The sequence below is a fragment of the Pseudomonas sp. BO3-4 genome, assembly GCF_034044115.1.
In the GTDB taxonomy this organism is placed as follows: domain Bacteria; phylum Pseudomonadota; class Gammaproteobacteria; order Pseudomonadales; family Pseudomonadaceae; genus Aquipseudomonas; species Aquipseudomonas alloputida.
On sequence record NZ_CP139018.1, the window covers coordinates 4,806,180 to 4,826,980 of the forward strand.

Annotated in this window: 19 protein-coding genes and 1 pseudogene; 6 read left to right on the top strand and 14 right to left on the bottom strand. The window is 62.6% G+C overall.

Annotated elements, in window-relative coordinates; all coding sequences use genetic code 11:
* Nucleotides 1-23: 23 nt before the first annotated feature.
* Together REH59_RS22055 and REH59_RS22060 are read right to left on the bottom strand one after the other, a co-directional pair.
* Nucleotides 24-1,298 (bottom strand): MFS transporter, encoded by a 1,275-nt coding sequence (locus tag REH59_RS22055; RefSeq protein WP_014859886.1) that lies wholly within the window; start codon nucleotides 1,296-1,298, stop codon nucleotides 24-26.
* A gap of 94 nt (nucleotides 1,299-1,392) precedes the next feature.
* Nucleotides 1,393-2,124, bottom strand: coding sequence for a GntR family transcriptional regulator (locus REH59_RS22060; protein ID WP_014859885.1), 732 nt, complete (start codon nucleotides 2,122-2,124; stop codon nucleotides 1,393-1,395).
* A gap of 241 nt (nucleotides 2,125-2,365) precedes the next feature.
* Here REH59_RS22060 and REH59_RS22065 point away from each other — a divergent pair, with 241 nt between their 5' ends.
* Both REH59_RS22065 and REH59_RS22070 read left to right on the top strand, forming a co-directional pair.
* The gene (locus tag REH59_RS22065) at nucleotides 2,366-3,544 is read left to right on the top strand and encodes an MFS transporter (protein ID WP_014859884.1); all 1,179 of its coding nucleotides are present in this window, start codon (nucleotides 2,366-2,368) and stop codon (nucleotides 3,542-3,544) included.
* A gap of 126 nt (nucleotides 3,545-3,670) precedes the next feature.
* A complete protein-coding gene (locus tag REH59_RS22070; protein WP_014859883.1) occupies nucleotides 3,671-7,150 on the top strand; it encodes a PAS domain-containing hybrid sensor histidine kinase/response regulator in 3,480 nt (1,159 codons plus the stop codon).
* Here REH59_RS22070 and rmuC read toward each other — a convergent pair.
* Nucleotides 7,122-8,495 carry a DNA recombination protein RmuC gene (gene rmuC, locus REH59_RS22075; RefSeq protein ID WP_161774447.1) on the bottom strand — a complete coding sequence of 458 codons (1,374 nt, stop codon included), beginning with the start codon at nucleotides 8,493-8,495 and terminating at the stop codon, nucleotides 7,122-7,124. The two genes, REH59_RS22070 and rmuC, sit on opposite strands and share 29 nt — an antisense overlap.
* A 410-nt stretch (nucleotides 8,496-8,905) precedes the next feature.
* Nucleotides 8,906-9,324: pseudogene (locus tag REH59_RS22080) on the bottom strand (tetratricopeptide repeat protein).
* A 950-nt stretch (nucleotides 9,325-10,274) separates the two neighbouring features.
* On the opposite strand from REH59_RS22080, the gene REH59_RS22085 reads away from it, so the two are divergent.
* The 3 genes from REH59_RS22085 to REH59_RS22095 all read left to right on the top strand — a co-directional run bounded on the left by REH59_RS22085 (nucleotide 10,275) and on the right by REH59_RS22095 (nucleotide 12,658).
* Nucleotides 10,275-10,499, top strand: a complete 225-nt coding sequence (locus tag REH59_RS22085; protein ID WP_010952743.1) for a hypothetical protein — start codon at nucleotides 10,275-10,277, stop codon at nucleotides 10,497-10,499.
* Nucleotides 10,500-10,748: 249 nt separating this feature from the next.
* Nucleotides 10,749-11,231: a hypothetical protein gene (locus REH59_RS22090; RefSeq protein WP_003252489.1), complete on the top strand. Its 483-nt coding sequence runs from the start codon at nucleotides 10,749-10,751 to the stop codon at nucleotides 11,229-11,231.
* 146 nt (nucleotides 11,232-11,377) lie between these two features.
* Entirely contained in the window at nucleotides 11,378-12,658 is a 1,281-nt protein-coding gene (locus REH59_RS22095; protein ID WP_003252486.1) for an OmpP1/FadL family transporter, read from the top strand.
* A 42-nt stretch (nucleotides 12,659-12,700) separates the two neighbouring features.
* Here the strand turns inward: REH59_RS22095 and REH59_RS22100 are convergent, their stop codons facing one another.
* Nucleotides 12,701-13,630, bottom strand: a complete 930-nt coding sequence (locus REH59_RS22100) for a LysR family transcriptional regulator (RefSeq protein ID WP_014859880.1) — start codon at nucleotides 13,628-13,630, stop codon at nucleotides 12,701-12,703.
* A gap of 114 nt (nucleotides 13,631-13,744) precedes the next feature.
* Between REH59_RS22100 and REH59_RS22105 the strand changes: the two genes are divergently transcribed.
* Nucleotides 13,745-14,005 (top strand): DUF2798 domain-containing protein, encoded by a 261-nt coding sequence (locus REH59_RS22105; protein WP_003252481.1) that lies wholly within the window; start codon nucleotides 13,745-13,747, stop codon nucleotides 14,003-14,005.
* Nucleotides 14,006-14,149: 144 nt separating this feature from the next.
* On the opposite strand, the gene REH59_RS22110 is transcribed toward REH59_RS22105, so the two are convergent.
* From REH59_RS22110 to cobU, 9 genes are all read right to left on the bottom strand, one after another.
* The gene (locus tag REH59_RS22110; RefSeq protein ID WP_014860995.1) at nucleotides 14,150-14,701 is read right to left on the bottom strand and encodes a glutathione peroxidase; all 552 of its coding nucleotides are present in this window, start codon (nucleotides 14,699-14,701) and stop codon (nucleotides 14,150-14,152) included.
* A gap of 46 nt (nucleotides 14,702-14,747) precedes the next feature.
* Nucleotides 14,748-14,870 carry a hypothetical protein gene (locus tag REH59_RS22115; protein ID WP_003252477.1) on the bottom strand — a complete coding sequence of 41 codons (123 nt, stop codon included), beginning with the start codon at nucleotides 14,868-14,870 and terminating at the stop codon, nucleotides 14,748-14,750.
* Nucleotides 14,867-16,069 carry an MFS transporter gene (locus REH59_RS22120; protein WP_003252475.1) on the bottom strand — a complete coding sequence of 401 codons (1,203 nt, stop codon included), beginning with the start codon at nucleotides 16,067-16,069 and terminating at the stop codon, nucleotides 14,867-14,869. The genes REH59_RS22115 and REH59_RS22120 overlap by 4 nt, the downstream gene beginning before the upstream one ends.
* Before the next feature lie 63 nt (nucleotides 16,070-16,132).
* On the bottom strand, nucleotides 16,133-16,537 hold the full coding sequence (locus REH59_RS22125; RefSeq protein WP_003252473.1) for a MarR family winged helix-turn-helix transcriptional regulator: 405 nt from the start codon (nucleotides 16,535-16,537) through the stop codon (nucleotides 16,133-16,135).
* Nucleotides 16,538-16,599: 62 nt separating this feature from the next.
* Complete coding sequence (locus REH59_RS22130) at nucleotides 16,600-17,715, bottom strand: glycoside hydrolase family 5 protein (protein WP_128573755.1); 1,116 nt, start codon at nucleotides 17,713-17,715, stop codon at nucleotides 16,600-16,602.
* A gap of 225 nt (nucleotides 17,716-17,940) precedes the next feature.
* Nucleotides 17,941-18,663 carry an adenosylcobinamide-GDP ribazoletransferase gene (locus tag REH59_RS22135; protein ID WP_014860997.1) on the bottom strand — a complete coding sequence of 241 codons (723 nt, stop codon included), beginning with the start codon at nucleotides 18,661-18,663 and terminating at the stop codon, nucleotides 17,941-17,943.
* A gap of 1 nt (nucleotide 18,664) precedes the next feature.
* Nucleotides 18,665-19,231, bottom strand: a complete 567-nt coding sequence (locus REH59_RS22140) for a histidine phosphatase family protein (RefSeq protein WP_004575326.1) — start codon at nucleotides 19,229-19,231, stop codon at nucleotides 18,665-18,667.
* The gene (gene cobT, locus REH59_RS22145; protein WP_003252465.1) at nucleotides 19,228-20,283 is read right to left on the bottom strand and encodes a nicotinate-nucleotide--dimethylbenzimidazole phosphoribosyltransferase; all 1,056 of its coding nucleotides are present in this window, start codon (nucleotides 20,281-20,283) and stop codon (nucleotides 19,228-19,230) included. The genes REH59_RS22140 and cobT overlap by 4 nt, the downstream gene beginning before the upstream one ends.
* Nucleotides 20,280-20,801: a bifunctional adenosylcobinamide kinase/adenosylcobinamide-phosphate guanylyltransferase gene (gene cobU / locus REH59_RS22150; RefSeq protein WP_003252463.1), complete on the bottom strand. Its 522-nt coding sequence runs from the start codon at nucleotides 20,799-20,801 to the stop codon at nucleotides 20,280-20,282. The genes cobT and cobU overlap by 4 nt, the downstream gene beginning before the upstream one ends.

Genomic DNA, 20,801 nt, shown 5'->3' on the forward strand with positions numbered 1-20,801 from the left:
GTTCTCATACAAACAGGTTCAGGTTACTTGGCGACGGCACCGGCCGTTTCCGGCGCAGGTGCAGATTCAAGGTTGCGGCCACGGGTTTCGGGCAGGCACAGGGCTGCGATCACCGCAACGCCATAGGCGATGCCGGCATCGATGCCGATGGCACTGCCCAGGGACATCGACTCGCTCATGTGCCCGACCAGGAACGGGAACACGGCCGACAGCACGCGACCGAAGTTGTAGCAAAAGCCCACCCCGGCGCCGCGCACGTCAGCCGGGTACAGTTCATTGAAAAACGCACCCAGGCTGGCCGGGATGCCGGCGGCGAAAAAGCCCAGCGGGAAGCCGAGGAACAGCATCTGGGTATTGGTCAGCGGGAAGAACACGTAGGCCTGCACGGTCAGTACACAGCACAGGGCGAACAGCAGGATGTTCTTGCGCCTGCCAATACGGTCGATCAGCAGGCCGCTGACCACGCAGCCGCACCAGAAGGCCAGGATGATCACCGCCAGGTAACCGCCCGAGTTCAGCACCGAAAGGTTGCGCTCTGTCTTGAGGAAGGTCGGCAACCAGGTCATCACCGCGTGGTAGCCACCGTGGGCACCCAGGCCGAGCAAGCCGCCCAGCAGGGTCACACGCAGCAGTTCCGGGCGGAAGATGCCAGCCATCGACCGCAAGAAGCTGGAGGGAATGGCTTTTTCTTTCTGCAGGCGCTGGAAGCTGTCCGGCTCAGGCACGTTGCGGCGTACCCAAATGATCAGCAGCGATGGCAGCAGACCGACGAAGAACATCACCCGCCAGGCAAACTCCTGCGGCACCAGTGAGTAAATCAGCGTAAACAGTGCCACCGCCAGCCCCCACCCCACAGCCCAGGCACTCTGCACCGTGCCCATGACCTTGCCGCGATACTTGGGGTTGATGGTTTCGGCCATCAGCACAGCGCCGGCTGCCCATTCGCCACCAATGCCAAAGCCTTGCATGGCCTTGACGAACAGCAACGGGTAGAAGCCGGTGACGAACGCCGAAAGGAAGGTGAAGAACGAGAACCAGAGAATCATCCATTGCAGGGTACGCACGCGACCATAGCGGTCGGACAGTGTGCCACCCAGCCAGCCGCCGATTGCCGAGGTCACCAGGGTCAGGCCACTGATCAGGCCGGCATCGCCCTTGGTCAGGGAGAACGCGGCGATCAGCGCGGGGATGGCCAGGCCGAACATCTGCACTTCCAGCGCATCGAGCGACCAGCCGCCGAAACAGGCCCAGAATGTCTTGCGTTCCCGTGAGGTGATCTCGCGATACCAGCTGAACATGATTGTTATCCTTCTATTCGTGGTGTGACGGGCAGGCGAAGCCACTGCGCCATGGCAGCACGGCGCAGACAGGTAAAAGGGTGAAGCGACCGGTTTAGCGAATGTCGATGCGGTAGCGGAAGTGCTGCGCATGGCCGCGCGAGCGGCGCCATTCCAGAGGTTTGCCGGCATAGTCGCGGGCCAGGCGCTCGATCACGACCACCGGGCTGTCGGCCGGCAGTTGCAGCAAGCGGCCATGCACCGCGTCGACCGCTTCGGCGGTCAGGGTTTCTTCGGCGTAGGCGACCACCTGACCGCACAGCGCTTCGTAGATCGGGTACAGCAGTGGGCCCTTGCTGTTCAAATCCACGTCCAGCAGCGGCTGGAAGGTTTGGCGCGGCAGCCAGATTTCTTCGGCCAGCACCGGCTGGGCGCCAAGCAGACGTGTGCGAACGATGCGGATCACTTCTGCCTCCCCTGCCAGGCCCAATGCCTCGGCCACTGCCGAAGGCGCCGGCAGCGACTCGATGGAAAGAATGCGGCTTTCCGGCACTATGCGCTCGCCATTGGCGGCCTCGAAACGGAAGAAGCGGAACAGCGACGACTGGAACTGTGGGCGGCGAATGAAGGTGCCGCGGCCCTGCTGGCGCTCCAGCACGCCTTCGGCCACCAGGACATCGACGGCCTTGCGCACGGTACCGATCGACAGGTCGAACTCGGTGGCCAAGGCTGCTTCGGTGGGGATCGCTTCCCCCGGGCGCCAGCGGTTGTTGGCAATTTGCGCGACCATGTGGTCGCGCAGTTGTTGGTAGCGGGGCAGTCGAGCATCACCGGTCAATGGGTGCATGGGTCTCGCTCTCGTCTTGTTATATAAACATATATATGAATTTTTCGAGAGTATTCCCTGAGCCTGACAGACTGTCAATCCTCCGCCTGTCGCCCTTTGTCCGTGAAGCGGCCTTGTGTCGCGAAGGGCTGTGAGCCAGCCGGAGCATTGCCATCTTCTCTTGAACGTTGCCGGTGCTGCTGCAAGGACCGCATGTGGCTTATGCTTGTGCTCGGCAAACCCGCACAACAAGGACGTGGCAATGCTCGCCGCCATTAAACGCTACCCGCACACCGTTCGCCTGTTGCTCACCACCACCTTCGCGCTTACCGTCGCCCGCGCCCTCACCCTGCCCTACCTGGTGGTTTACCTGGCCGACAATTTCCAGCTGCCGATCAGCCAGATCGGCCTGCTGATCGGTGGCGCGCTGATCGTCGCCTCGCTATTGAGTCTGTACGGTGGCCATCTGGTCGACACCTTGAGCAACCACACGCTGGTCAGCGCCAGTACCCTGCTGTTCGCCCTGGCCTTCGTCGGCGCGGTCGCCAGCCGTTCGGCACTGCCGTTCTTCTTTTGTCTGGTATTGATCAACCTGGCCCTGGCAGTGGTCGACATTGCTGCCAAGGCGGGCTTCTGCGCGTTACTGCCGGTGGATGAGCGGGCCGAGGTATTCGCCATCAAGTACACCCTCAGCAACGTCGGCTACGCCGCCGGCCCGTTGCTGGGCGTGGCCATGCTTGAACTGAACGACCATGTGCCGTTCCTCGCCTCTGCCCTGCTTGGCCTGGCCATGTGCCTGGCTTACTGGCGCCTGGGTGATCGCAGCCTGCAGGTCAGCGCGCCGGACAAACCTGCGGCCGGCTTCGGCCAAGTGGCGCTGGGGCTGGCGCGGGATCGCCGGCTGGTGTGCTTTACCGTGGGTGGGGTGCTGAGCGCGGTGGTGTTCGGCCAGTTCACCGCCTACCTGTCCCAGTACCTGGTGGTCACCAGCAACCCGGCCGAAGCGGCACGGCTGATCGGCTATCTGGTCACCACCAACGCCGTGACAGTCATTGCCTTGCAGTACCTGATTGGCCGGCGCATCAGCCGCCAGCGCCTGATGCCGTGGCTGTTGGCCGGCATGGGCCTGTTCATCGCCGGCTTGCTGGGTTTTGCGCTGGCGGGCTCGGTACTGGCCTGGTGCCTGGCGATGCTGGTGTTCACGCTGGGCGAAATCATCGTGATCCCGGCCGAGTACATGTTTATCGACCTGATCGCACCGGAGCACTTGCGCGGGGTGTATTACGGCGCGCAGAACCTGTCCAACCTGGGGGCGGCGCTGGGGCCGGTGATGGTGGGGTTTGCACTGGTACACCTGTGGCCGGGGGCAGTCTTCTACCTGCTGGTGTTGTCGGTGATACTGGCAGGGGTGTTCTATGGGTTGGGTACCCGCAGGGGTTGATGTTGCCTGTTCCGGCCTCTTCGCGGGTGAACCCGCTCCTACAACCATCGTCTGCGCTGACGAAGCGGCACTTGCGTGCCAGACTGATTGATCGGGACCGCGTTACCTTTTTGCTTCGGAGTCTTCATGTCGTTGTCCAGCGGGCTGATCGCCGTGGTCGCCCTGGCCTATATGGCCATCATGTTCGCCATCGCCTTCTATGGCGACCGCCGCAGCACGCCATTGCCGCCAAAGCTGCGTGCCTGGGTGTACAGCCTGTCGCTGGCCGTGTACTGCACCAGCTGGACCTTTTTCGGCGCGGTCGGCCAGGCCGCCGAACAGCTTTGGGCATTCCTGCCCATCTACCTGGGCCCGGTACTGCTGCTGATCTTCGCGCCGTGGGTGCTGCAGAAGATGGTGTTGATCAGCAAGCAGCAGAACATCACCTCGATCGCCGACTTCATTGCCGCACGCTACGGCAAGTCGCAGACCCTGGCAGTGGTGGTGGCGCTGATCTGCCTGGTCGGCGTGCTGCCGTATATCGCCCTGCAGCTTAAGGGCATCGTACTGGGCGTGAACCTGTTGATCGGCGCCAACGCCGACGCCACCGGCACCCGCGTGCAGGACACCGCGCTGGTGATATCGCTGGTACTGGCGCTGTTCGCCATCGTCTTCGGTACCCGCAGCCTGGATGTGACCGAGCACCACCGCGGCATGGTCCTGGCGATCGCCTTCGAATCGCTGATCAAGCTGCTGGCGTTTCTTGCCGTGGGCATCTTCATCGTTTTCAACCTGTATGACGGCTTCGACGACCTGTTCAGCCAGGCCCGCCAGTCGATCCACTTGCAGGACTATTGGAAAGAAACCATCAATTGGCCGTCCATGGTGGTGCAAACCGCCGTGGCGATGATGGCAATCATCTGCCTGCCCCGGCAGTTCCACGTTACCGTGGTCGAGAACATCGAACCGCAGGACTTGCGCCTGGCGCGCTGGGTATTCCCCATGTACCTGGCACTGGCCGCGCTGTTCGTGGTGCCGATTGCCCTGGCCGGGCAGATGATGCTGCCCGGCACGGTGATCTCCGACTCGTTTGTCATCAGCCTGCCGCTGGCCGAGGCGCACCCGAGCCTTGCCCTGCTGGCGTTCATCGGCGGCGCCTCGGCGGCTACTGGCATGGTGATCGTCGAGGCAGTGGCGCTGTCGACCATGGTGTCCAACGACATGCTGCTGCCCTGGCTGCTGCGCCGCAACAACGCCGAGCGGCCTTTCGAAGCATTTCGCCACTGGATGCTTTCGGTTCGCCGGGTAACCATCGTGGTGATCCTGCTGCTGGCCTATGTCAGCTACCGCCTGCTGGGTTCCACCGCCAGCCTGGCGACCATCGGCCAGATCGCCTTTGCCGCTGTGACCCAGCTCACCCCGGCCATGCTTGGCGCGCTGTACTGGAAGCAGGCCAACCGTCGCGGCGTGTTCGCCGGCCTGGCCGCCGGCATTTTCCTGTGGTTCTACACCTTGGTGCTGCCGATTGCCGCGCACAGCCTGGGCTGGTCGTTGCAGTTGTTCCCTGGCCTGGCGTGGCTGCACGGCAACCCGCTGAACCTGCCGATCAGTCCACTGACCCAAGGTGTGGTGCTGTCACTGGCGGGCAACTTCACCCTGTTCGCCTGGGTTTCGGTGCTGTCGCGCACACGGGTTTCCGAGCACTGGCAGGCCGGCCGGTTCATTGGCCAGCAGACCAGCGCGCGGCCCAGCAGCAAGCCGCTGCTGGCGGTGCAGATCGACGACCTGTTGACCCTGGCCTCGCGCTTTGTCGGGGAAGAGCGCGCACGGCAGAGCTTCATCCGCTTTGCCTACCGCCAGGGCAAGGGCTTCAACCCGAACCAGAACGCCGATGGCGACTGGATCGAGCACACCGAACGCCTGCTGGCCGGGGTACTCGGTACCTCCTCGACCCGCGCCGTGGTCAAAGCGGCCATCGAAGGCCGCGACATGCAGCTGGAAGACGTGGTGCGCATCGCTGACGAAGCCAGTGAGGTGCTGCAGTTCAACCGCGCCCTGCTGCAAGGCGCCATCGAGAACATCAACCAGGGCATCAGCGTGGTCGACCAGAATTTGCACCTGGTGGCCTGGAACCGCCGCTACCTGGAGCTGTTCAACTACCCGGACGGGCTGATCAGCGTAGGGCGACCGATTGCCGACATCATCCGCTACAACGCCGAGCGCGGCCTGTGCGGCCCCGGCGAGGCGCAAGTGCATGTGGCGCGGCGGCTGCACTGGATGCGTCAGGGCCGCGCGCACTCCTCCGAGCGGCTGTTCCCCAATGGCCGGGTGATCGAGCTGATCGGCAACCCGATGCCGGGCGGCGGCTTTGTCATGAGCTTCACCGACATCACCCCGTTCCGCGAGGCCGAGCAGGCCCTGCGCGATGCCAACGAACGCCTTGAACAACGCGTGGCGGAGCGCACCCACGAACTGTCGCAGTTGAACCAGGCGCTGTCCGAAGCCAAGAGCCAGGCCGAAGCGGTGAGCAAGTCCAAGACCCGCTTCCTGGCCGCCGTCAGCCATGACCTGATGCAACCGTTGAACGCCGCACGGCTTTTCTCTGCCGCCTTGTCGCAACAGGCCGAGGGCATGAACGAAGAGGCCCAGCAGTTGGTACAGCACATGGACAGCTCGCTGCGCTCGGCTGAAGAGCTGATCAGCGACCTGCTGGACATCTCGCGCCTGGAAAACGGCAAGATCACCCCGGATGCCAAACCCTTCGCCCTCAACGAGCTGTTCGACACCCTGGGCGCCGAGTTCAAGCTGCTGGCGGCCGAGAAAGGCCTGGAGTTCCGCCTGCGCGGCAGCCGCCTGCGGGTGGACAGCGACATGAAACTGCTACGCCGGGTGCTGCAGAACTTCCTCACCAATGCCCTGCGCTACGGCAAGAGCCCGATCCTGCTAGGCGCGCGCCGACAGGGCGAGCGCCTGTGGCTGGAGGTCTGGGACCGTGGCCCGGGCATTGCTGACGACAAGCTGCAAGTGATCTTTCAGGAGTTCAAGCGCCTGGACAGCCACCAGACCCGTGCCGAGAAGGGGCTAGGCTTGGGCCTGGCCATCGCAGACGGTCTGTGTCGGGTGCTGGGGCATCCGCTGGAGGTACGCTCATGGCCAGGCAAGGGCACGGTGTTCCGCGTCAGCGTACCGATTGCACACCAGGCCGCCGCGGCGCCAAGCGCGCCCGTGGAACAACAGGGCGGCCAGCCACTGGCCGGGTTGCACGTGCTATGCGTGGACAACGAAGACAGCATCCTGATCGGCATGAACAGCCTGCTGAGCCGCTGGGGTTGCCAGGTATGGACCGCGCGCAACCAGGCCGAATGCGAAGCCCTGCTGGCCAAAGGCATGCGCCCGCACCTGGCATTGGTGGACTACCACCTGGACGACGGCGAGACCGGCACCGGGCTGATGGGCTGGCTTCGAGCACGGCTGGGTGAGCCGGTACCCGGTGTAGTGATCAGCGCCGACGGCAGCAAGGAAACCATCGCCCTGGTACATGCATCAGGGCTGGACTACCTGGCCAAACCGGTCAAGCCGGCGGCCTTGCGCGCCCTGCTCAATCGCCATCTGAGCCTGGCTCAGTAACCGCTACGTCGGGTAGCGCCTCGTCGGACAGCGCCCGCTCCAGCAGGTCTGCCGGCAAGCTCTTGCTGGCACGGGCGCCCAGTAGCTTAAGCTGCTCGCTGCGGCTGACCAGGTTGCCACGCCCTTCGCACAGCTTGTTGCGCGCAGCGGCATAAGCCTTGTCTACCTGCTGCAAGCGGCTGCCCAGCTCGTCCAGGTCCTGGATGAACAGCACGAACTTGTCGTAGAGCCAGCCGGCACGCTCGGCAATTTCGCGGGCGTTCTGCCCTTGACGCTCCTGCTTCCACAGGCTGTCGATCACCCGCAAGGTCGCCAGCAACGTGGTAGGGCTGACAATCACGATCTGCCGGTCGAAGGCCTCCTGGAACAGGTTCGGCTCGGCCTGCAGGGCCGCCGAAAAGGCCGCCTCGATGGGCACGAACAACAACACGAAATCCAGGCTGTGCAGGCCTTCAAGGCGACTGTAGTCCTTGCTCGACAGGCCTTTGACGTGGCTGCGCAGCGACTGCACATGCTGCTTGAGCGCAGCTTCGTCGTTGCCGGCAACGAACTGCTGGTACGCAGTGAGGCTGACCTTGGCGTCCACCACCACCTGCTTGTCGCCGGGCAGCATGATCAGCACATCCGGCTGGAAACGCTCGCCATCGGCGCTTTTCAGGCTGACCTGGGTCTGGTATTCGCGACCCTTTTCCAGGCCGGCATGCTCCAGCACGCGTTCGAGGATAAGCTCCCCCCAGTTACCCTGGGTTTTCTGGCCCTTCAAGGCCTGGGTAAGGTTGGTGGCTTCGTCGGACAGGCGCAGGTTGAGCTGTTGCAGGCGCTCCAGCTCCTTGCCCAGCGAGAAGCGCTCGCGGGCCTCTTGTTGATAGCTTTCCTCCACACGTTTTTCGAAGGCCTGGATGCGCTCCTTGAGCGGGTCGAGCAACTGGCCAAGGTGCTGCTGGCTGGTCTGGGCGAAGCGCTGCTCGCGCTCGTCGAAGATCTTGGTGGCCATGTCGGCGAACTGGGCGCGCAAGGTGTCACGGGCCTCCTGCAGGTCTTCCAGGCGTTGCTGGTGGCTTTCCTGCTGTTCACGCAGTTCTGCGTCCAGGCGCGCGGTTTGCGCTTCCAGGCGGCGCAGTTCGGCTTCGCGGTTGGCGCGCTCAAGGCTCCAGGCGTGGGCCGCATCACGGGCATTGTCGCGGTCGATCTGCAGCAGCTCCAGCTCACGGCCTTGGGCGGCCAGCTGGGCCTGTTTGACGGCGTTGGCCTCACTGAGGTCGCTGACCTCGTCGCGACTGGCGTCCAGTTGCGCCTGCAGGCCAGCCTGGGCAAGTTGGGCAGCGTTGAGGCGCTCTTCGAGCAAGGCCTGCTCACCTTGCCGTGCGCCCTGGCGGCGCTGCACCTGCATGACCCACACCAGGCAGGGTATTACGCCTGCCACCAAGCCCAGCAGAATGCTGGCCAGATCCACTGTCATGCTTACCCCGAACGCTCTGATGCAAATAGAGTGCAGCTTATCAGCCTGACTGGCGTGTTGCCTGCATCGGCCTCATCGCGGGCCTGCCCGCTGCGCAAGCCTGAAGGCAAAGGTAATGCCTGCACGGTCGCCCGTAGGAGCGGGTTCACCCGCGAAGAGGCCGGCCCTGCTGGCCAATCTCCACCCGCCATTCACCGTTGCCGCCGCCACCGTATTCGCGGGTAAACCCGCTCCTACCACGGCGGTGGACACACATCGGTGATTGCTCGCGAAAGGGCCCGCGCAGGCAAAAAAGCTCAGACAGAAAACCACTGTCGCAACAAGCGCCGCGCTTCCTGCGACCCCTGCCCTGCCGCAAGCTCAAGCCAATAGCGCGCCTGCTCCGGCTCGTTGTGCTGACACAGCCGAGCGTACTCCAGCTGCGCCCGCCGATCCCCTGCGCGGGCAGCCTGACGCAGCAGCTCATGGCCTATACGCCGGTCACGGGCGTTGCCACAATCGCGGCACAGCATCTGACCCAGGCGGCTCTGCGCCACAACCACACCTTGGCGCGCAGGCTGCTTCAGCAAGCGCCCGGCCAGGTGCTTGACCTGAGGGTTGTCGCCCAGGCGCGGGCTGTCGAGCAACCACAAGGCCACTTTCAGGGAAAAGCGTTTGGCAGGAGGTGCAGGTGTCGATGCAGCGGGGCTGGAAAGGGTTTACCGCGAAACTTCATGAGCAACAGGTTTGGTAACTCGAAAGGCGCGCCACTCTACTCTTTTTTTCTCGCCCTGGCCTGTCGATTTCTGGAGGATTGAAAAAAATTTCAATGATCTTTTCTTGACGTTTCCAGGTGGATGACCAACCGGTCTGTTGGAGCATGGCGATTGTCGGACAGTTCATCCCATTGCTGGCACGCCCGTGCTAGAGCAAGCGCTCGGGACAATCCACAGTTCCTGTGGATAACTCGGTGGACAACCCCCTCTCACACCCCTCAAACCCCCGTGAATTGGGGGCTTTGGTCAAACTGACGATTTTTTCACCAGCTAAAAATAGTGTTTTTTTTCATTGACTTAACCACGCAGTCAAGGCATTGGCGAGGCTGCTGGGTGGTGTTGCCAAGCCGTTACAAGCGCTGCCCCGAATGTGAACAAGTGCACCATAAGCCTCCATTTGGGTGCACGAAAAGGGCACATCGGACGGCATTCGGGCCATTTACCCCCTCTTCCCAGCAGCGAAAATTCGCGCCATACTGCGCGGCTCACCTGAACAAACGTAGTGCTTGGCAAACATCTTCGCTTCCGGTAAGGTGCCCCTCGTTAGTACCAAGCTGAAAGTCAATTCTGGCCGCATGCGTCCTTGCAGACTCGCTCCCCCCAAGAGCGTCCCTGCTGAAACAAGGACCGGCCCATTCAATGATTTCCTCGCCAGCCTTACGCTGCGCAAGCACGAATCACATGACAGATTGATCAGGATCCCACCTCGACGGCCTAGAACCTTGGCCCCGGCGTGCTGCCTGCCTTCCGAAGTACCTACCAGTCAGCCCAAGCGCCCACATTTGATTGCGCCCCCTCTGGCTGCCCTGTTCCAGTCAGGTTCGTTCGTCCCTTAATAAAGGCGTCACTGGAACGTTTCTATCATGCACGGATCATATCCCCCGTGTTTAAAGCAGGAACCTCCAACAATATGCAAACTCATCATCAGATTCAGGCTGCCATTGGCACCCTCTCCCAGGCCTTCTCGCCGTTGAAGTGCCTTATCGTTGCCCCACGCAAGGGCAGCTTCAGCTTTACCTTGGTAGACGAACACGGCGTTGCCTGCCACACCGAACGCCTGTACCACGAGCAGTACAGCCGCCATGAACCGCTGCAGGCGGTGATCGCCCGGACGCGTCAGTCGCTCACCGCGTGACCGGCGAATACCGGGGTATTCAAGCGCTGAATCATCCAATCGCAAGACTGCCTGAACGCTTTTGGCGTAATTGCCTTAGGGCATATAGCCCGGAGCATCAGGCAGTAATCGATTTAAAAACAGCTCTTTACACCACGATTATCACACTACACTTCAACTCGAGCGGTGCTTTCCGCTCCCGGCGGGCCTGATCATTCACCAGCTGCCAAGCTCCAGCGCCCGTCCGGCCCTTACCTGCTCGAGGGCATCATGGGTATTGCGGCGAATGAATTGTGTCAGTATGTGATCCGACCCACCCTGGTCTACCTGAACCGTCACTGCGCCAGCGCCGAAGCCTTGCTACTGGGTATCGCCGCCAGCCAGTCAGCACTCGGCTCAGCCCTGCACGACCGACGCGGGCACGGCCTTTACCGCATCGGCGAACATCGTCACCAGGCGCTCTGGGACGAATACCTGGCCCGTGACCCCGACCTGGCCAGCCTGGTCCGCGGCCTGGCCAGCCAGCACGCCTTCCTGGGTGGCCCGCACCTGGAGCTCACCGTCAACCTGCGCTATTCCACTGCCATTGCCTGGATGCTCATCGAAGAGCAGGCCACCCCATTGCCTGCGGCAGACGATCTGCTGGCCCTGGCGCGTATCTGGCGACAGATTTTCAACCCCCAGGGTCGTCTGCGCGACTTCACCCATGCCTGGCATGCCTGCATAGATCAGAAATTGCCACAGGCATCTTGAGACGCGTCCTACAAGTAAACCGGAAAAAATGGAATTTTGGTCGGATTGTCCTACAAAACCGCTCTAACTCCTGCGATTGAGCCTATAGCGCAGCGCGTGATTTGTTGGTAGCTTTTCGCCCCGGAGACCCAAGGAGTTTTCTAATAATGAAAAAAGTAATGCTCAAAACCTCCCTCGGCGTAGCTGTTGCGCTTGCTTCCAGCCAACTGCTCGCCGCCGGGTTCGCGCTGAACGAACAAAGTATCAGCGGCATGGGAACCGGTTTTGCGGGGCGCTCGTCCTCTGCCGAAGATGCCAGCACTGTGTATGGCAACCCGGCCGGCATGTCCCGCCTCAAGCGCGAACAATTCACCGTGGGCGGCGCTGCCGTCATCGCCAAGACCGACATATCGGGCCCAGGCAGCAACTTCGGGGGGGAAACCGATGGTGACATGGTGCCTCTCGTTGGCGTACCCATGGGCTATTACGTCAAGCCGATTGATGATCACTGGAGCGTTGGCTTCGGCGTTTACGTGCCATATGGCCTGATCACCGACTACGGCAGCGATGACGCTGCACGCTACTGGGGCAAGAAGAGCAAGGTCGAGGTTGTCACCTTCCAGCCAACCGTCAGCTACGCCTTCAACGACAAAGTGTCGATCGGTTTTGGCCCGACTATCAACCGTATCAAGGGTGAACTGGGTTCGAACCTGAGCAGCAAGGCCCTCCTGGGGCCCAATGGCCCTGATGGCGAGACCAAGATCAAGGGCGACGACACTGCGATCGGTTACAACATCGGCGTTATGGTACAAGCTACGGACCGTACCCGTCTGGGCCTGACCTATCACTCGATGGTCGACTACAAGCTTGAAGGCAATACCCGCGTTTCCTACCCGATTCCACAGCTTGGCCTGAACGGCAAGTTCGACGCCAGCCTGAAAATCAAGACACCAGAGTCAGTGGACTTCTCGGTCACTCATGAACTGGATGACCATTGGACACTGTATGCGGGTAGCACCTGGACGCGCTGGAGCCGCCTGGAAAGCATCGTCGTCGAGAACGAAGCGCCGGCAGGCTACCCGTTGAAGACCATCACCGAAGAGCAGAACTGGCACGACACCTGGGCCCACGCCATTGGTGCGTCCTACAAGGTGAACAAGGAGTGGACCCTGCGCGCAGGCTTCTCCGTCGACCAGTCGCCCACCAACAACCATGATCGCTCGCCACGCATTCCGACTGGCGATCGTAAAGCGGTCAGCTTTGGTGCCGGCTGGAGCCCGAACGATGACATGACCATCGACGTTGCCTATTCGTATCTGTGGGAAGAGGATACCAAGGTCAACAACCTGCCAAGCTCGCAGCAACAAGGGCTGTTGAAAGGCAGCTACCAGGCCAAGTACGAGAACAGCGCTCACGGTATCGGTGCATCCCTCACCTACCGCTTCTGATTCCTGTGCGTGACATGAAAACCGCCCTCGTGGCGGTTTTTTTCATGCCTGCACTTGCCAGCTGTCGCCCAGGCATTCGCGCAGATAGTCCATGAATGCGCGCACCTTGGTGGTCATGGCAAAGCGATCGGCCAGGCACAGGTAGATGTCCATGGGCTCGGTCTGGGCGTAAGCCTGGCTGCTGTCGCAGTATTCGAACAGCGGCACCAAGGCCCCCGAGGCCAGGTGCGGCCGCACGATGAACTCGGCCAGACGGGTGATGCCACCATCGTGCAAGGCCATCTGGGTCAGGGCATCGATATCGTCGCTGATCAATACAGTGCCGAATTCCGCTTCGAAGCGCAGGCCGTCCCGCATGAAGCCCCAGCGCAAGAAGCGGCCATCCACCGGATAGCGAAACACCAGGCAACGGTGCCCGCGCAAGGCCTCGGGCGTGGCAGGTACGCCAGCACTTTGCAGGTAACCGGGTGAGGCACAACAAATGAACGGGATGCGGGCGATGCGCCGGGCCAACAGCTGGTCTTCGAGCTGCGGGGCAATGCGCAGGCTGACGTCAACGTCTTCACGGGCATGGTTGACCCGACGATCAGTCGTTACCAACTCTATCGAAAGTAAAGGGTAGCGGGCACTGAAAGCAGGAATCAATGGCGCCAGCACATGGCGGCCGAAGGCAGAGGTCGAGGCAATGCACAGCCGCCCCTGAGGCTCGCTGTCGGGTGTTGTAACCGCCTTTTCGGCCAGGGCCAAATCACGTTCGATATGCTTTACACGCTCGTAATACTGGGCGCCAGAGGGCGTCATGGCCATGCTGCGGGTGGTTCGACTGAGCAGGCGAACTTGCAGGTGGCTTTCCAGCCGCGCCAGGTTCTGGCTGACGGCTGCCGGACTAAGGCCGAGGATACGGGCACCAGCGGCGATGCTACCGGCTTCGACCACTTTGATGAAGCAGCGAATGGCGTTGAGCAGGTCCATGGGGAGCGCCTGGATTCGTAAGAATTTCTTTATAAAGAACTCAATGCCGCGGGTCTACAGCTGCAGACGTGCAGGTTGCTAATCTGCGCTTCCACTCAGTTTTCAGGAGTTCGCATGAGCAACCTGCCCCGATCGCGCAGTCGACGTAAATTGCACCCGGTCGCTACCCCCTACGTTTTCGCGTTCTACATGTCGTCGATCATGGCGCTGTTGATGTGCTTCGTGATCACGGCGGCCAATGCCGGGTTTACCCCGGAGTATCTGGGCAATGTGCTCAAGGCCTATCAGCTGGCGATGCCGGTGGCATTTGTGTGTGTGCTGGTGGTCCGGCCGGTGGTGGTGCGGTTGGTGGCGATTACCGTGCATGCACGGTGAAGTCAACCGCAGCCAGCCACTTCCTGTTTTTGATCTTGATCTTCGCGACTTCAGGAGGCCTGCGCTCGGCCTCCTGAAGTCGCAATCTGCGTCGCCTGAACTACCGCGCGCTTAGACGCAAAAGCCGCAGCAAGCACAGCCTGGTTACTGCTGTGAGGCGATGGCCTTTTCGATAGCGGCGCGGAACGCAGGATCATCCGGTTTGGTCAGGCTGGAGAAGTTACCGATCACCTTGCCCTTGCGATCGACAACATACTTGTAGAAATTCCACTTCGGCGCACTGCTCTGGCTGGCCAGCTCCGCAAACAGCGGTATCGCATCCTTGCCCCGCACCGCCTGCGTCTTGGTCATGGTGAAGGTGACACCGTAGTTGGCATAGCAAACCTTGGCAGTCTTCTCACTGTCGGCGTCTTCCTGCTTGAAGTCATTGGACGGCACGCCGAGCATTTCCAGGCCTTGCTCGTGATACTCCTTGTAGGTCGCCTCAAGCCCCTCGAACTGCGGGGCAAAACCGCAATAACTGGCCGTGTTCACCACCACGAGCGGCTTGCCGGCAAAGCGCTTGCACAGCTCGACCTGCCCCTTGCCGCGCAATTCCGGCAGGCTGCCCTGCAACAATGCCGGGCAATCTGCAGCCCAGCTCGATGTACTGGCAAGCAGGGCCAGCACCGGCACCGTCAACCAATGTGCACGCATGACTCGTCTCTCCTGCATCGCTACCTTTGAACTTGCAGGGTAGCGCCTAACAAACACCCATGCCCAGTTGCATCAACGCCATCCCTCCCTGATGCCAGCCCCACCACACCAGTGCCAGCACCAGCAGCACGGCAATAGCCAACAGCCCGCGGACCAGGTAACGGTTCATGCAGCCTGTGCCTGCAGGCGTGAAACCGGGCGTTCGCGCACCGGCCAGTTAAGGGCAGCGGCCAACAAGCTGAGCAGGATGGAAATCTGCCAGACCAGGTCGTAGCTACCGGTGCGGTCATACACCACCCCACCCAGCCAGCCCCCCAGGAACGCACCCAACTGATGGAACAGGAACACGATACCGCCCAGCATGGACAGGTTGCGCACCCCAAACACCGTGGCCACAGTGCCATTGGTCAACGGAACCGTGGACAACCACAGCAGCCCCATGGCAATGCCGAACAGGTAAGCACTGAACTCGCTCACCGGCGCCCACAGGAACAGCACGATCACCACCGCACGCAGCAGGTACAACCCGGTCAGCAGGCGCGGCTTGGACATGCGCCCGCCCAACCAGCCAGCAGTGAAGGTACCGACGATGTTGAACAGGCCGACCAGCGCCAGCACTGTCGTACCGGTGGCCGCAGCCAAGTGCTGGTCAACCAGGTAGGCCGGCAGGTGAACGCCAATGAATACGACCTGGAAGCCACAGACAAAAAAGCCCAACGCCAGCAACCAGAAGCCAGAGTGCGTGCACGCCTCGCGCAGCGCCTGGCCCAGGGTCTGCTCGGCACCGTGACTGGGTAACGGGCGATCGCGCAGCAGGCCGACGAAAGGCACGATGAACGCCACCAAAAGGCCCAGTACCAGCAACGCTGCCGACCAGCCCAACCACTGAATCAGGCCTTGGGTGCCCGGCAACATGGCGAACTGGCCGAATGACCCGGCGGCGCTGGCGATCCCCATGGCCATGCTACGCTTTTCGGCCGGCACGGCACGCCCGACCACACCGAGAATGACCGAGAACGACGTGCCAGACAGGCCGATGCCGATCAGCAAGCCCGCACTCAGCGACAACGACCAGGGCGAATCAGCCAAGCCCATCAAGATCAAACCGACGGCATAGAGAATACCGCCGATGATGACCACCCGCGCCGCGCCAAGCCGGTCGGCCAAGGCGCCGGCGAACGGCTGCGCCAGGCCCCAGATCAGGTTCTGCAGGGCAATGGCGAAGGCAAACACCCCACGCCCCCAGCCGAAATCAGCACTCATCGGCCCCAGAAACAGGCCAAAGCCGTGCCGTACGCCCAGAGACAGCGCCAGTATCAAGGCCGCCCCCACCAACACCCATCCGCTGGTTCGCCACACCGAAGTCATTGTCGTTATCTCCAGCACATCGCAAGGTTTTGCGGGTATATACCCGCTTATAGTCGTTTCACTTCAGGCCAGTTGTTCCAGCAGTCGCACCAGTTCATCCCGCTGCCCCACCCCAAGCCGTTCAACCAGTTCTTTCTGGGCCTGCTCCCAGGCTGGGTGGGCAACGTGCAGCAGTTGCTTACCCGCCTCGGTCAACAGCACCACGCGGTTACGCTGGTCGTCACCATCCCCCAGTGCTACCAGCCCATCCGCCTCCAGCACACGCAGGTTGCGGCCCAGGGTACTGCGCTCGAGCCCCATGGCTTCGGCCAGGGCTGTGATGCTGGGTCGGTCGAGCCGCTGCAGGTGCCGCAGCAGGGAAAACTGGGCGACATTGACCCCGAAGCCGGCAAGGGCTTCGTCGTAATGCCGGCTCACCCCGCGGGCGGCGCGACGCAGGTGGGTACAGATGCATTCACTGGTCAGCATGGATACGTGTATATACCCGCGTACTGAGTGTTGCAAGAAGTTTCACGAAAGAGTGAGAAGCGTCAGTCCGGGTTCAAGCGCCTGCGGATCGGCTCGAACTCAACCGTGGCCTTGCGCGCCAAGGGGTCTGGCGCGCCCTGCTCGACCGCCTGCCAGTAGCGCCACGGCACCTTCGCCGTGCCCAGTTCGTAGTCCATGCCATCCCAGTTGTCTTCACGAAAGCTATAGAACGCCCAGTGCAACCGGTTACGATCCAGCACGACGAGTACATCTTCAAGGTACTGCCGGCAACCCGGCAGCCTGCGCATGCAGCCAAACTCACCCACCACCAGGCGAGAAAGCGGCAGCCCCATGGCCTCGGCCCATGCCAGCGGCTGGCGCAAGTAGCCTTCAACTCGCCGCCCATCCCACAGCTGTGTCTGCCCGGCAAAAGATACGGGGCCTGGATAGGCGATGGGCTGTTTGCGCGCCATATTCGGCGCACTGGTTGCGGCATAGGGCTCGTACATGTGCACGCTGTACAGCACTCGCGGGTCTTCCAGCGGCGCCGACCAGTAGCCGAACGCGTCTGCGCCTGCATACCAGCCGGCATCGACCATGATCGGCGTGTCAGTGTCTTCTTCGCGTATGGCCGCTATCAGTTGCCGGTACAGCAAGGGCAGATCGCGCGCACCGCCCTGCGCTTGCGCATACCACTGCTGCATCTGCCCGAGTTCGGCATGTTCAGCCAGGCCGCCCTGTTTCTCCGGTGCTGGCTCATTGATCAAGTTGTAGGCCGCGATGGCCGGATGACTTTTCAGTTCGCGCGCCATATCTCGCCAGAACGCCGCAGCCTGGGACCAGTAGCGTTTGTCTTGCCACAGGCGATCATCGAACTGGCCCTGGTTGTTTTGCGACCAGCGCATACCCGGTAGCGAGAGTGGCGCGATGACCACCTTGAGCCCCGCCTGGTGCGCCCGGTCGAGGGTGGCACGCAGCACAGCCAGGTCGGCGTCGGGCAGGTCTTCATAGGTATCGGCGCTGCCGAGGAGGAAATCACGTTTCACGGGTTGCCATTTGTCGTACGACAGCCGCACCCATGTGGCGCCGTACCCCCTCAGGGCATCGAAGTAGGCTTGATCGGGTGGCAGCCGGTTGAAGCTGTTGCCGCCGTGGCGTGGGGTGTCCCAGAACGCCATGAGGTCTGCAGCAGAGGCTGGGAGGGTGGACAGGACCAATAGACTGGCAAAGATCCAGTGACGCACGGGAAGCCTACCTGGTTGCTGGGGGGAGGCTGAGGATACGCCGGCAAGGAAGAGGCAGGCGCTTCCGGACCGTTTCTGGAAGTTACTGCCCCTCCACACCTATGGCGTGCTGCGAAAGCACCGCAAAGCAGCCGCTAAAGGGCCGTCCAGATCAAGCGCTCAAAGCCCCAGCGCCAACCCGAGCACGACGGCCAGCTCCAGCAGCTCCAGCAACGCTCCGGCGGTATCACCGGTGGTCCCGCCCAGGCGCCGGCACATCAGATGCCGCAACCAGGCAAACACCGCCAGCGCCAGCAGCACGCTCCATCCGCCCAAGAAGAGGCAGAACAGCACACAAACCAGCAACACCCACCCCGCCGCGCGCCGGGGCATATGTTCGGCCAACGCCTGGCCCAACCCGCCAGGTCGCACATAAGGTGTACAAAGGAACAGGCCCAACATCGCCGCCCGCCCGATCAACGGCGCCAGCAGTAATTGCGCGCCGATGCCCTGCCCGACCAGCACCCACAATGCGCAAAACTTCAGCAACAACACCAAGACCAGGGTGACCACGGCAATCGGCCCACTGCGCGGGTCTTTCATGATCCGCAAGGTGCGCTCACGGTCGCCGAAACCACCTAGCCAGGCGTCGGCACTGTCCGCCAGGCCATCCAGGTGCAAGGCACCACTGAGCAGTACCCACAGTGTCAGCAGCAAAGCCGCGTGCAGCGGCGACGGCGTGCCCTGAAGCAGATGACTGGCCAACCACAGCAGCAAGCCGAACAGCAACCCGACCAGCGGGTAGTACAGCAGCGAACGCCCTACCTCACGCGGTGCCGGCATGCCCGGCAGGCTCACCGGCAGGCTGCTGAGAAATTGCAGGGCGATCCAGAACGGCAACATCTCAGGGCGCCTCGACCAGTTGCCCATCGCCACCTGGCACCAGCCGCATCAACGCGCCATGGCCCACCTCGACCTGCAGCAACTGCTCCCTGGGCAAGCCACGGGCACGGGCCAGTAACAGCCGCATGACGCCGCCATGGGTGACCAGCAGCACGCGCTTGCCGGCATGTTGAAGGCGCAAACGCTCGACAGCCGCCAGCACCCGTTCGGCAAACGCCTCGACCGGCTCGCCATTGGGCGGTGTGAAGGCGTAAGGGTCGGCCCAGAAACGGCCCAGTGCATCAGCCTGGTGCTCCATGATCTGCGCGGCACTTTGGCCCTCCCAATCACCGAAGTGCAGTTCCTGCAGGGCGGGCTCACGCTGCACAGGCAGGTTCAACTGCGCACCCAGCTCATCGGCAAAACGCCCACAACGTTGCAGCGGCGAGCTGACCAGCACCTGCCATGGGCCGCCGTCGGCCACCGCGCGGCGCATCTGTGCCCAGCCCTTGTCGGTCAAGGCATCATCAAGGCTGCCACGCAGGCCGCCTTGTTCCGTTTCACCATGGCGCAGCAAGTCGAGGATCATGCCGGGCGGTCCGCCACCGCGGCCTCGGCAAAGGTCGCCATCTGCCCATGCAGCGCACAGGCCAGGCGCAACAGCGGCACCGCCAAGGCAGCGCCACTGCCCTCACCCAGGCGCAAGCCCAAAGCCAGCAGGGGCTCGGCCTGCAGTGCAGCAAGCAAGGCCTTGTGCCCGGGTTCAGCGCCCTGATGAGCGAACAACAGCCAGGCCCGACACTGCGGGTTGAGGCGCACTGCCACGAGCGCAGCGACACTGCAGATAAAGCCATCCACCAGCACCGCGACACCCGCCTGCGCACAACCTATGTAGGCACCGACCAACGCCGCGATCTCGAAACCGCCAACACAGCCCAGTACCTGCAACGGGTCTTCAGCACGCAGGCCATGCAGGCGCAGCGCCCTCTCGATGACTTCAGCCTTGTGCTGTACCCCGGCGTTGTCCAGGCCAGTGCCAGGGCCGCTCAGCTCCGACGCCGGACACCCCAGCAGAACACTGGCCAAGGCTGCGGCGGCTGTGGTGTTACCAATGCCCATCTCGCCACCGATGAACAGCTGTGCGCCCTGTTCGGCGCCGCGCTGGGCACTGTCGCGACCGGCCTGCAAGGCCGCTTGCAGCTGGTTTTCGGTCATCGCGGGTTGACGGGCAAAGTTGGCAGTACCAGTGCCCAGGCGCAGATGGCGCACGCCGGGCAGTTCCAGCTGCGCGTCAATGGTGCCCAGGTCGACCACGTCCAGGCTGGCCTGCAGTTGCCGCGCCAGCACACTGATCGCCGCGCCCCCGCCGACGAAGTTACATAGCATCTGCCCGGTTACCGCCTGCGGATAGGCCGAGATGCCCTCTTCGACCACGCCGTGGTCGCCGGCAAAAATGGTGATGGCAACCTGATCCAGCGTGGGTCGTTCAAGCCCCTGAAGGCCAGCCAGCTGAATCGCCAGCGCTTCAAGTTGGCCGAGCGAGCCTGCAGGTTTGGTCAGTTGCTGCTGACGGGCGCGGGCCTGGTCCATGGCGGCGTTGTCGAGGGGTTGGCAGGCGTCACGCCACCAGGCTTGGGTCATAGTGCAGGTCCTTTGAGGATTAAGGGCAGGCCGGCCACGGTCAGCACGACACGCTGACAGCGTTCGGCCACCGCCTGGTGCAGCCAGCCGGCCAGGTCGACATAGCGCCGGGTCAGCTCGCCCATGGGCACGACGCCCAGGCCGGTTTCGTTACTGACCAGGATAAGGGTGCCAGGTAACTGTTCCAGGCACGCCAGCAGGGCATCACGCTCCTCGGCCAGGCGCTGGTCATCTTCCAGCATCAACAAATTGGTCAGCCACAGGGTCAGGCAATCCACCAGCAGGCAGCGCCCTTCGGCCGCTTCGGCGCGCAGTACCGCGGCCAGGGCCAAGGGCTCTTCGATCAACCCCCAGTCATCCGGCCGGCGCTGACGATGCAGCAACACGCGTTCGTTCATTTCGCCATCCAGCGGCTGGCTGGTGGCGATGTAGGTCACCGGCAAGCCGCTGGCACTGGCCAGTTGTTCGGCCAGGCGGCTTTTGCCAGACCGGGCGCCACCGAGAATCAGGTTACGCAT